Annotated in this window: 13 protein-coding genes; 7 read left to right on the top strand and 6 right to left on the bottom strand. The window is 63.3% G+C overall.

All coding sequences use genetic code 11. The annotated features are described in order from the left end of the window. Positions 1-221: 221 nt before the first annotated feature. The 6 genes from rluB to BFP89_RS22540 all read right to left on the bottom strand — a co-directional run bounded on the left by rluB (position 222) and on the right by BFP89_RS22540 (position 5149). A complete protein-coding gene (rluB, locus tag BFP89_RS22565) occupies positions 222-1433 on the bottom strand; it encodes a 23S rRNA pseudouridine(2605) synthase RluB (protein ID WP_065887640.1) in 1212 nt (403 codons plus the stop codon). Positions 1434-1577: 144 nt separating this feature from the next. Continuing rightward, positions 1578-1769: a DUF1289 domain-containing protein gene (locus tag BFP89_RS22560; RefSeq protein ID WP_065887639.1), complete on the bottom strand. Its 192-nt coding sequence runs from the start codon at positions 1767-1769 to the stop codon at positions 1578-1580. Between the two features lie 127 nt (positions 1770-1896). Further along, positions 1897-2811, bottom strand: coding sequence for an SMC-Scp complex subunit ScpB (gene scpB / locus BFP89_RS22555; protein WP_065887638.1), 915 nt, complete (start codon positions 2809-2811; stop codon positions 1897-1899). A 12-nt stretch (positions 2812-2823) separates the two neighbouring features. Next, a complete protein-coding gene (locus tag BFP89_RS22550; protein WP_164365898.1) occupies positions 2824-3522 on the bottom strand; it encodes a segregation and condensation protein A in 699 nt (232 codons plus the stop codon). A 120-nt stretch (positions 3523-3642) separates the two neighbouring features. Beyond that, positions 3643-4272, bottom strand: coding sequence for an L-threonylcarbamoyladenylate synthase (locus BFP89_RS22545; protein ID WP_065887636.1), 630 nt, complete (start codon positions 4270-4272; stop codon positions 3643-3645). 13 nt (positions 4273-4285) lie between these two features. Further along, positions 4286-5149, bottom strand: a complete 864-nt coding sequence (locus BFP89_RS22540) for a PHP domain-containing protein (protein WP_065887635.1) — start codon at positions 5147-5149, stop codon at positions 4286-4288. A gap of 87 nt (positions 5150-5236) precedes the next feature. Here BFP89_RS22540 and BFP89_RS22535 point away from each other — a divergent pair, with 87 nt between their 5' ends. The 7 genes from BFP89_RS22535 to BFP89_RS22505 all read left to right on the top strand — a co-directional run bounded on the left by BFP89_RS22535 (position 5237) and on the right by BFP89_RS22505 (position 10723). Continuing rightward, positions 5237-5833 (top strand): septation protein A, encoded by a 597-nt coding sequence (locus BFP89_RS22535; protein WP_065887634.1) that lies wholly within the window; start codon positions 5237-5239, stop codon positions 5831-5833. A gap of 1 nt (position 5834) precedes the next feature. Continuing rightward, positions 5835-6134, top strand: a complete 300-nt coding sequence (locus BFP89_RS22530; RefSeq protein WP_065887633.1) for a YciI family protein — start codon at positions 5835-5837, stop codon at positions 6132-6134. 106 nt (positions 6135-6240) lie between these two features. Then, a complete protein-coding gene (locus BFP89_RS22525; protein ID WP_065887632.1) occupies positions 6241-6648 on the top strand; it encodes a translation initiation factor 2 in 408 nt (135 codons plus the stop codon). Between the two features lie 7 nt (positions 6649-6655). Next, entirely contained in the window at positions 6656-7333 is a 678-nt protein-coding gene (locus tag BFP89_RS22520; protein ID WP_065887631.1) for a response regulator transcription factor, read from the top strand. Between the two features lie 114 nt (positions 7334-7447). Further along, entirely contained in the window at positions 7448-7921 is a 474-nt protein-coding gene (locus BFP89_RS22515; RefSeq protein ID WP_065887630.1) for an LTXXQ domain protein, read from the top strand. A gap of 68 nt (positions 7922-7989) precedes the next feature. Next, positions 7990-9333: a sensor histidine kinase gene (locus BFP89_RS22510; protein WP_065887629.1), complete on the top strand. Its 1344-nt coding sequence runs from the start codon at positions 7990-7992 to the stop codon at positions 9331-9333. Positions 9334-9373: 40 nt separating this feature from the next. Next, positions 9374-10723, top strand: a complete 1350-nt coding sequence (locus BFP89_RS22505) for a CoA transferase (RefSeq protein ID WP_065887628.1) — start codon at positions 9374-9376, stop codon at positions 10721-10723. Positions 10724-11031: the final 308 nt, after the last annotated feature.

Below are 11031 nucleotides of genomic sequence, written 5' to 3'. Positions count from 1 at the left end.
TTCAAAAGTGAGCCGCTGTAAAAGCGGAACCCATAGCAGCCGTTACCGCAGAAACGGATATGTACTCAACCCAATCCAACATCCCGGCCAGCCCAGAGGCCGCCATCGGGGGCAAGTCGAATCGTCGCACCGCCCCTCCCACAGTTGATAGCATTTCAAATTCAGAGCGCAAAAAAAACGCCAACCCTGAGGTTGACGTTTTTTATTCAGCGGCTACGGCATCACTGCGGCTTCTTGCGACCAAAACCCGGACGCTGACCGGAACCGGCCGGAGCGCCACGGCGCTTGCCCGACGGCTCGTCAGCCACCAGCTTCGGGCCAGGGCGCTTGTTCGCCGCTGGCTTGGCCGGACGCTTGGTGCTGGCGTTGTCGGCCGGACGGTCGGCTTCACCACGGTTGCTGCGACCACCGGACGGGGCTGGACGCGGGGCGCGTGGAGCACGCTCGCCTTCCTGGCGCGATGGCGCAGTTGGACGGCGCTCACCTTCAATCTGCGGCTCGCGGGAAATACGCCCGCCGGTTGCCGGTGCATTCAACGCCGGGCGCAAGGTGCGGGCAACGCGCTCGGTACGCGGCACAGGCCGCGACGATTTACGCTGCATACGCTCAAGCTTGTCTTTGCTCTTGGCATTCATCTGCGGCATCGCGACCGGCGTCAGGCCGACTTCGGCGCTGAGGATGTCGACTTCGTACTGGCTCATTTCGCGCCAGCGACCCATCGGCAGGTCGGAGTTGAGGAACACCGGGCCGAAACGCACGCGCTTCAGGCGGCTGACCACCAGGCCCTGGGATTCCCACAGGCGACGGACTTCACGGTTGCGGCCTTCCATCACCACGCAGTGGTACCAGTGGTTGAACCCTTCGCCACCCGGCGCCTGCTTGATGTCGGTGAACTTGGCCGGGCCGTCTTCAAGGACCACACCGGCTTTCAAGCGCTCGATCATCTCGTCATCGACTTCGCCACGTACACGCACGGCGTATTCGCGGTCCATCTCGTAGGAGGGGTGCATCAGGCGGTTGGCCAATTCACCGTCGGTGGTGAACATCAGCAAACCGGTGGTGTTGATGTCCAGGCGACCGATGTTGATCCAGCGGCCTTCCTTGGGCTTGGGCATCTTGTCGAACACGGTTGGACGGCCTTCCGGGTCGTCACGGGTGCAGATCTCGCCGTCGGGCTTGTTGTACATGATGACGCGGCGTACCGATTCGGCGGCTTCTTCGCGCTTGATGACCTTGCCATCGATGGTGATCGCGTCATGCAGGTCGACGCGCTGGCCGAGGGTGGCCTCGACGCCGTTGACCTTGATGCGCTTCTGGGTGATCCAGGCTTCGACGTCGCGGCGCGAGCCCACGCCGATACGCGCCAGCACCTTTTGCAGTTTTTCGCCTGCTGGGCCGATTTCCTGGCTGTCGTTCTGGTCTTTGTCGTTCATCTTAAGCACCTCCCGGTGGGTCGATTCAGGCGTGGCCTGAAGAGTGTTGAAAGCGGGGCTTTGGCCGAATAGGACGGCAAAGGGTCGCGAATCATACGCGCATGGCGCGTGTTGCGCATCAGAGAGTAGTCGATAACACCCAAGTCATTTGCTTTTCCGCCGACCGGTGGCGCCCAACGCCAGCAAGCGCAGTTCGGCTTCGGCCAGCACGGTGCGCTTGTCGACTTTGTCGAGTTTCTTCCAGGCGCGGATTTCACGCTTGCTGCGGCCACAGCCGACGCAGATGTCGTCGCTGAACTTGCAGATGCTGATGCAGGGGTCTTTGGTCGAAGTCATAGTTGCTCTCGGACAACGGCGATCAAAATGTGGGAGGGGGCTTGCCCCCGATTACGGTGTATCAGTGATGGTTATGCTGACTGACACACTGCAATCGGGGGCAAGCCCCCTCCCACATTGGATCTTGTCAGTCTTCGAGTTGGCGGCGTTCGTTTTCGATCGCCTCGGCCAGCGCCCGGGCCTCGTCTTCCTCGTCGCTCAGCGGCGGCTGCTCAAGGGCCGCCACCGCGGCCAGCAGTTTTTCGCGGGCATCGGCGACACCGAGGATGTCTTCTTCGACGTCGGGCTCGGGCTCAACGTTCACCTCGGTTTGCGGCTCAGCGGCGCCATCACGCAGCAAATCATCAAAGTCGGTCTTGATCCCCTGCTCCATGTCGTCCAGTTCCAGCAGCAAGGTATGGAAACTGGTTTCGTCCTTGGGCTCCTCCGGCTCGGCACTGGCATCGGCCAGCTCCTGCAGGCTCTGCGGCACCGGCGCGTCGTCGAAGTCCAGCACCGGCTCGGCTTCCATCTCGCGCAGCTCGGCCAACGGCGGCAGGTCGTCGAGGTTCTTCAGGTTGAAGTGGTCGAGGAACACTTTGGTGGTGGCGAACATCGCCGGTTTGCCGGGCACGTCACGGTAGCCGACGATGCGGATCCACTCGCGTTCCAGCAGCGTCTTGACGATATGGCTGTTGACCGCCACGCCCCGCACATCTTCGATCTCGCCCCGGGTGATCGGCTGGCGATAGGCGATCAACGCCATGGTCTCCAGCATCGCCCGTGAATAACGCTGCGGGCGTTCTTCCCACAGGCGTCCCACCCACGGGGAAAATTTCTCGCGGATCTGCAGGCGATACCCCGACGCCACTTCACGCAACTCAAAGGCACGACCGTCGCAGGACTTGCGCAGGATCTCCAGCGCCTTCTTGAACACAGGCGGTTCGGGGCGTTCGGCCTCTTCAAAAAGTTCGAACAGGCGCTCCAGGGATTGCGGCTTGCCCGAGGCCAGGAGGAAAGCTTCCAGCAAGGGCGCCAGTTCGCGGGGTTCAGTCAGATTCATCGATTCAGCTCGTTATTCGGCTCGCGCCCGCACATGGATAGCCGCAAACGGCTCATTCTGGACCAGCTCGACCAAGGACTCCTTGACCAGCTCCAGGATCGCCATGAAAGTCACCACCACGCCCAGGCGCCCTTCTTCTGCGGTGAACAGCTCGACAAACGGCACAAACCCGCCGCCCTTGAGGCGCTCCAGCACGTCGCTCATACGCTCGCGGGTGGACAGGGCTTCGCGGCTGACCTGGTGGCTTTCGAACATGTCGCCACGGCGCAGCACCTCGGCCATGGACATCAGCAGTTCTTCCAGGCTGACGTCAGGCAACAGCTTGCGCGCGCGCGCCTCGGGCGCGTCCAGCTTGGGCACCACCACATCGCGGCCTACCCGACTCAAACCGTCTATACCTTCGGCGGCTGCCTTGAAGCGCTCGTATTCCTGCAAGCGACGGATCAGTTCGGCGCGCGGGTCATCTTCTTCGGCTTCGACCGTCTCCGAGCGCGGCAGCAGCATGCGCGACTTGATCTCGGCGAGCATGGCGGCCATCACCAGGTATTCGGCGGCCAGTTCCAGGCGCACCGACTGCATCAGTTCGACATAGCCCATGTACTGGCGGGTGATTTCCGCCACGGGAATATCGAGGATGTTGATGTTCTGTTTGCGAATCAGGTACAGCAGCAAGTCCAGCGGGCCTTCGAAGGCCTCGAGAAAGACCTCCAGGGCGTCGGGCGGGATGTACAAATCCAGCGGCATTTCCATGACCGCCTGGCCATAGACCATGGCAAATGGCAGTTCCTGCTGGGCGCCCGCCTGGGGATCGACGGTTTCCACGACCGACATTCAGGCCTCGACCATAAACGGCGTAGGGTCGCCGCAGCCCACACGGATCACTTCAGGCTCGCCGTCGGCCAGGTTGATCACGGTGGACGCCTTGCCGCCCCCGAAGCCGCCGTCGATGATCAGATCCACCTGCTTCTCCAGCAACTGGCGCATTTCATACGGGTCTTCCAGCGGCTCGGTATCACCCGGCATGATCAACGACACGCTCATCAGCGGCTCGCCCAACTCGGCCAACAGCGCCAGGGCGATCGGGTGTTCCGGCACGCGCAGGCCAATGGTGCGCTTCTTCGGGTGCAGCAGCAGGCGCGGCACTTCGCGGGTGGCGTTGAGAATAAAGGTGTAGGGCCCCGGCGTGTGCGCCTTGAGCAGGCGGAAGGTGCCCGTGTCGACCTTGGCGAACAGCCCCAACTGCGACAAGTCGCTGCAGATCAGCGCGAAGTTATGATTCTTGTCCAGCTCACGCAGGCGTCTGACCCGCTCGACCGCGCCCTTGTCGCCGATCTGGCAACCGATGGCGTAGGACGAATCAGTTGGATAGATCACCACGCCGCCGGCGCGAATGATCTCGACGGCCTGCTTGATCAGGCGCGCCTGGGGGTTTTCCGGATGAATCTGGAAGAATTGACTCACGTGTTCTACCTGTTCAGACGGTGGCAATAATGGGGTCATGCTTGAATCGCCCCCACAACAGCGGCAGATCTTCCGGGACCTGGCGATACTCGCCGATCTCGGACCAGCCGCCTGGGCCATGAAAATCACTGCCGGCACTGACCAGCAGACCAAATTCGCGCGCCAGGATCGCCAGGCTGCCAACCTGCTCGGCAGCTTGATGCCCGTTGACCACTTCGATCGCGTGGCCGCCCGCTCCAATATAGTCGCCGATCAGCTTGCGGCGCTTGCTGCGGGTGAAATCGTAATGCCAGGGATGCGCCAGGCTGACCCAGGCCCCGGCGGCCCGCAGGGTGCCGACGGTGTCTTCCAGGGTCGGCCAGTGTTGCTTCACATCGCCCAGCTTGCCCGCGCCCAACCATTTACGGAAGGCCTCGGCGCGATCCTTGACGAACCCCTCACGCACCATCCAGTCGGCAAAGTGCGGACGGGCCGGCGCGTTACCGCTGTCGCCCAGCTCCTGCTGGATGGCGCGGGCGCCGTCAAGCGCGCCAGGCATGCCTTTGAGGCTGAGCTTGCGGCTTATTTCTTCGGACCGCAGCCAGCGTCCATCGTGCAATTGGGCGATAGCGGCCACCAGGGCCGGGGCGTTCTGCTCGAAACCGTAGCCGAGCACATGAATGGTGGCGCCGCCCCAGGTGCAGGACAATTCCACGCCGTTGACCAGTTGCATGCCCAGTGCATGAGCGGCCGTGCGGGCCTCGTCGAGGCCTTCAAGGGTGTCGTGGTCGGTCAGCGACAGGACTCGCACGCCTTTTTCAAACGCACGCGCAACCAGTACCGCAGGCGCCAGGGCGCCGTCGGAGGCCGTGCTGTGGCAGTGCAAATCAACATTCACGGGAGTGTGTAACCTCAAGTCAGCTGGCGCTATCGCAACCAAGGATGTTTGTTATTATGCCGCCACATCCAGCTTCTGGCTCTTACTGTGAAACAATTCATCGACTTCATCCCGCTGTTGCTGTTTTTCATCGTTACCAAACTCGACCCCAGGGTCATCGACATCGCCGGTCACGAACTCTCGTTCGGCGGCATCTACAGCGCCACCGCCGTGCTGATCATCAGCTCCATCGTGGTTTACGGCGCCATCTTCATCTCCCAGCGCAAGCTGGAAAAAAGCCAGTGGCTGACCCTCGTCGCCTGCCTGGTGTTCGGCGGCCTGACCCTGGCCTTCCACAGCGAAACCTTCCTCAAGTGGAAAGCCCCGGTGGTCAACTGGCTGTTCGCCCTGGTCTTCATCGGCAGCCACTTCATTGGTGATCGCCTGCTGATCAAGCGCATCATGGGCCACGCGCTGACCTTGCCGGAGCCGATCTGGGTACGCTTGAACGTGGCCTGGATCGTGTTCTTCCTCTTCTGCGGTGCCGCCAACCTGTTCGTGGCGTTTACCTTTCAAGACTACTGGGTCGACTTCAAGGTGTTCGGCAGCCTGGCCATGACCCTGCTGTTCCTGGTCGGCCAGGGTATCTACCTGTCGCGCCATCTGCATGACACTGCCGCCACCACGCCGAAAACCGAGGACTGACATGCTCTACGCCATCATTGCCACCGATGTTGCCAACTCGCTGGAAAAACGCCTGAGCGTGCGCCCCGCCCATGTCGAACGCCTCAAGCAGTTGCAAACCGAAGGCCGCATCGTACTGGCCGGCCCGCACCCGGCCGTCGACAGCAACGACCCGGGCGACGCGGGTTTCACCGGCAGCCTGATCGTTGCCGAGTTCGCGTCCCTGGCCGATGCCCAGGCGTGGGCCAAGGCTGATCCTTATGTCGCGGCGGGCGTCTACGCTGATGTCGTGATCAAGCCGTTCAAGCAAGTCCTGCCCTGAGCCCGGTGGCGCCCAACCAAATCGCTTGGGCGCCCGCCTGATGGCTCATTATTCCCGGTAACCTGCCGATAGCGTTCTGAATATTCGTGTGGAATCAGGAGTTCCGATGCGCTTACGTCAGTTGTGTCTGTTGGCAGTGTTAACCCTCGGGGCCACGGCCCAGGCTGAAGAGACCTCCAATAGCGGCAGCGCCACGCCGCTGTCCTTGAGTACCCACAGCCAGGTCACCGAATTGCAGCAACGCTTGAAAGAAAGCGAAGGGCTGCGCGAAGAGCTGAGCAAGCAACTGCAAAGCGCGCAAGCCACCCGCGAAAGCGCGCAACTGAGTCGTCTGCGCCAGGAGAACCAACGCCTGGCCCAGCAACTCAAAGAGACACAGGACGGCGCATTGACCCGATGGCTGACCGAGCAGCAGCAATGGTTTGTCACCGGTGCGGGCGTCGCACTGATCGCCCTGCTATGTGGCATCTTCGCCAGCGGTGGGCACCGTCGTCGTCGACAATGGCTAAATTGAGTGAGTCATGAGCGAGCTGTTACTGATAGATGATGACCAGGAGCTCTGCGAGCTGCTGGTCAGTTGGCTGAGCCAGGAAGGTTTCCAGGTGCGCGCCTGCCATGACGGCTCCAGCGCCCGCAAGGCCCTGGCCGAAGCCGCTCCGGCGGCGGTGGTGCTCGACGTGATGCTGCCCGACGGCAGTGGCCTGGAGTTGCTCAAGCAACTGCGCAACGACCACCCGGAGTTGCCGGTGCTGATGCTGTCGGCCCGGGGCGAACCCCTGGACCGCATCCTCGGCCTGGAACTGGGCGCCGACGATTACCTGGCCAAGCCATGCGACCCGCGCGAACTCACTGCGCGCTTGCGCGCCGTACTGCGCCGCAGTCATCCGGCTGCGGTGTCGACCCAACTGGAGCTGGGCGACCTGTGCTTCAGCCCGGTGCGCGGGGTGGTCAGCATCGACGAACAGGAATTTACCCTGACGGTCTCCGAAAGCCGCCTGCTCGAGGCCTTGCTGCGCCAACCCGGCGAGCCGCTGGATAAACAGGAACTCGCGCAGATCGCCCTGGGCCGCAAGTTGACCCTGTACGATCGCAGCCTGGACATGCACGTGAGCAACCTGCGCAAGAAGATCGGCCCGCACCCGGACGGCCGACCGCGGATCGTGGCGCTGCGTAGCCGTGGTTACTACTACGCACCTTGAGCGTGGGAACGATCGGGCCTTACCAAACCTTTACGCTCCGCTGACGGCGGCTGACCTTGCCCTGGGTAATCTACTCACATCCGGACTCACCGGAATAGAGACAGGAGAATCACCATGCGCAAGACCCTTATCGCTTTGATGTTCGCCGCTGCACTGCCTACCGTCGCCATGGCCGCCATGCCGGAAGGCCCAGGTCCAGGCCCAGGCCCGATGGGCGGTCCGGAAGGCCACATGATGGGTGGCCCGGGTCACGGTGAACACGGCCCGCGTGGTAAAGGCGGCCCGTTCCGCCAGCTGGATTTGAGCCCGGAACAACACGAGCAGATCCGCAAGCTGATGGGTGACCAATGGCACGCTCGCAAAGACCTGACCCGCAAGTACCTGGACAAACTGCCGGCCGCCGACCAGAAAGCCATGCAGGACGAGATCGCCGCCGGCAAGCAGAAAACCCAGGCCGATATCCGCGCCATCCTCAAGCCCGACCAGCAGAAGAAGTTCGACGAGATCGTCAAGCAACAAGAGCAGCGTCGTGCCGAATGGAAGGAATTCCAGGCCTGGAAAGCGCAACAGCCGCAAAAAGCGCAATAATGCCCCAGCGTTAACGCTCCCAGCCCAGTGGCCCCCGCCGCTGGGCTTTTCCTGTTTGAGGGTTTCCCGTGCGGTCATTGTTCTGGCGCATCCTGGCGAGTTTCTGGTTGGCCATCGCCCTGGTTGCGGGGTTGTCGATCCTGCTTGGGCATATGCTGAACCAGGACGCCTGGATTCTCAGCCGCCATCCCGGCCTCAACAATCTGGCCCAAGAGTGGACGCAACTCTACGATGCCCAGGGCGAAGAGGCTGCCCAGGAGTTGCTGCAGCAACGCAAGCGCCAGTACCACATTGACGTGCAAGTGCTCAACGAGGGCGGCGAGCCGGTGGTACGCGGCACCTTCCCGCGCCGCGCCGCCGCCCTTGAAGCCCGGCAGAATGACAGCCAGGACAGCCACCTGCCCTGGCGCCGCCTGACCGCCGAATACACCAGCGAAAAAACCGGCGACACCTACCTGCTGATCTATCGCATTCCCCATCCGGAGCTGGACGCCTGGCACCGCAGCAGCCTGTTATGGCCGTTCAGCGCCCTGGCCATTGCCCTGGTGGTACTGACGCTGTTCAGCCTGTTGGTGACGCTGTCGATCACTCGCCCGCTCAGCCGACTGCGCGGCGCGGTGCATGACCTGGGCCAGGCCACGTATCAACAGAACAGCCTGGCGCAACTGGCCAACCGCCGCGACGAATTCGGCGTCCTGGCCACCGACTTCAACCGCATGGGCGCCCGCCTGCAAAGCCTGATCGGCAGCCAGCGCCAACTGTTGCGCGACGTCTCCCACGAACTGCGCTCGCCCCTGGCCCGCTTGCGTATCGCCCTGGCCTTGGCCGAACGCGCCAGCCCCGAAGATCGGGAAAAACTCTGGCCGCGCCTGACCCGCGAATGCGACCGCCTGGAAGCCTTGATCAGTGAGATTCTGGTCCTGGCCCGGGTGGATGCCGACAACGCCAGCGCCGAAGAGATCGACCTCAACCCACTGCTCAAGACCCTGCAAAAAGACGCCCAGCTCAGCGCGCCGGAGCAAGAGGTGCAACTGACGGCTGAACCCGACCTGCGCCTCAAGGGCTGGCCGACCATGATCGAGCGCGCCGTGGACAACCTGCTGCGCAATGCCCAGCGCTTCAACCCGGCCGGCCAAGCCATCGAGTTGCACGCGCAGCGGCACGGCGAACGGATCCTGATCAGCGTGCGCGATCACGGCCCCGGGGTTGACACCGAGCACCTGAACCAACTGGGCGAGCCGTTCTACCGCGCACCCGGCCAGACCGCGCAGGGTCACGGCCTGGGCCTGGCGATCGCACGTCGCGCCGCCGAACGCCATGGCGGCCAACTGATCCTGGCCAATCATCAGGGCGGCGGCTTTGTCGCCAGTCTCGAACTGCCATTGGTGCCCGGGGTTGCCACACCGGCCTGACGATCTTCTATAGTGGCCCTTCTCTTATGGAGGGCCTTCGATGACCGACCTGCTGACACCCATCCAAGCCGCACTCGATCTGCCGCCTACCCCACTGACCCTGAGCGAGCCCGGCGCCCTGCCCTCGGCCTTTGCCGTGACTGACCTGGCCGCCGCCAGCATCGGCGCCGCCGGCCAGGCCGTTGCCGAGCTTATCCGTCAACAGACCGCACGCTTGCCGAGCATCAGCGTAGACCGCCGCCTCGCCTCGTTGTGGTTTTCCTCATCGATTCGCCCACTGGGCTGGCAAGTGCCGCCGCTGTGGGACCCGATAGCCGGTGACTACGCCAGCGCCGACGGCTGGATTCGCTTGCACACCAACGCGCCCCATCACCGCGCCGCGGCCGAACGGGTGCTGGGCAAGGTCACCGAACGCGCGCAAATGGCGCATAACGTCGCCAAGTGGAACGCCGCCGAACTGGAACAGGCGGTGGTCGACGAGGGCGGTTGCGCGGCGCAAATGCGCACCTGGCAAGCCTGGCAGGGCCACCCCCAGGGCTTGGCGGTGAATGCCGAGCCACTGATACAGCGGCAGGCCTTCGCCACCGCCGGCAACCAACCCTGGCTCGGCACCACGGCCCGACCGCTGGCCGGTATCAAGGTGCTGGATTTGACCCGCGTCCTGGCCGGCCCGGTCGCCAGTCGTTTTCTCGCGGGCCTGGGCGCGGACGTATTGCGCATCGACTCGCCTACCTGGGACGAACCCGGCGTGGTGCCGGAAATGACCCTGGGCAAGCGCTGCGCGCGTCTTGACCTGAAGAGCGCCGAGGGTCGGCAGGTCTTCGAAGCGTTGCTCAGAAACGCCGACATTCTGTTCCACGGTTACCGCGCCGATGCGCTGGAGCAACTGGGCTACGCGAGTGACGCGCTGCAACGCATCGCGCCGGGCCTGATCGATGTCAGTCTCAATGCCTACGGCTGGAGCGGCCCGTGGCGCAATCGGCGCGGCTTTGACAGCCTGGTGCAGATGAGCAGCGGGATTGCCGAGGCCGGGATGGTCTGGAAACAGGTGGATAAGCCGTCGCCGCTGCCGGTGCAGGCGCTGGACCACGCGACCGGGTATCTGATGGCGGCCAGTGCGATCCGGGCGTTGAGCGAACGCTTGAAGTCCGGGCGCGGGGGGTCGGCGCGATTGTCGCTGGCCCGTACGGCGAAGTTATTGGTGGATGCGGGGCAAGTGCCGGAGCAACCGGCGTTGCGGGCCGAAGATGCGGGTGATCAAGGTCTGGTGGTGGAACAGACCGCCTGGGGCCCGGCGCATCGACTGCTGGCGCCGCTGACGATCAGCGGTACGCCGCTGCAATGGGATTTGCCGGCGGGGGAATTGGGGTCGCACCGAGCGCAGTGGTGATCTGAAGACCGCCATCGGGGGCAAGCCCCCTCCCACATTTTGATTTGTGAACCCATTCAAAAGTGGGAGGGGGCTGCCCCCGATGAGCATAGGTACCTACACAACCCATCTGATACACCTCGGTCCAAATGTGGGAGGGGGCTTGCCCCCGATGGCGGCCTCTGGGCCGACCAGGATGTTGGATCAGATCGAGTACATATCCGTTTCTGCGGTAATGGCTGCTATGGGTTCCGCTTTTACAGCGGCTCACTTTTGAAAAGCGCAAAAGTAAGCAAAACGCTCTTGCCCCACCACTCGGCACCTCGCCT

Origin of the sequence: Pseudomonas sp. 31 R 17, assembly GCF_900004915.1 — a bacterium.
Lineage (GTDB): Bacteria > Pseudomonadota > Gammaproteobacteria > Pseudomonadales > Pseudomonadaceae > Aquipseudomonas > Aquipseudomonas orientalis_A.
Note: the sequence above shows the minus strand (reverse complement) of the source record. Positions and strands in the feature narration are given on the sequence as shown.

Coding starts and splice junctions, on each gene's coding strand:
- rluB (WP_065887640.1), bottom strand. CDS start 1,433: ATGAACGACAAAGACCAGAACGACAGCCAGGAAATCGGCCCAGCAGGC.
- BFP89_RS22560 (WP_065887639.1), bottom strand. CDS start 1,769: ATGACTTCGACCAAAGACCCCTGCATCAGCATCTGCAAGTTCAGCGAC.
- scpB (WP_065887638.1), bottom strand. CDS start 2,811: ATGAATCTGACTGAACCCCGCGAACTGGCGCCCTTGCTGGAAGCTTTC.
- BFP89_RS22530 (WP_065887633.1), top strand. CDS start 5,835: ATGCTCTACGCCATCATTGCCACCGATGTTGCCAACTCGCTGGAAAAA.
- BFP89_RS22525 (WP_065887632.1), top strand. CDS start 6,241: ATGCGCTTACGTCAGTTGTGTCTGTTGGCAGTGTTAACCCTCGGGGCC.
- BFP89_RS22520 (WP_065887631.1), top strand. CDS start 6,656: ATGAGCGAGCTGTTACTGATAGATGATGACCAGGAGCTCTGCGAGCTG.
- BFP89_RS22515 (WP_065887630.1), top strand. CDS start 7,448: ATGCGCAAGACCCTTATCGCTTTGATGTTCGCCGCTGCACTGCCTACC.
- BFP89_RS22505 (WP_065887628.1), top strand. CDS start 9,374: ATGACCGACCTGCTGACACCCATCCAAGCCGCACTCGATCTGCCGCCT.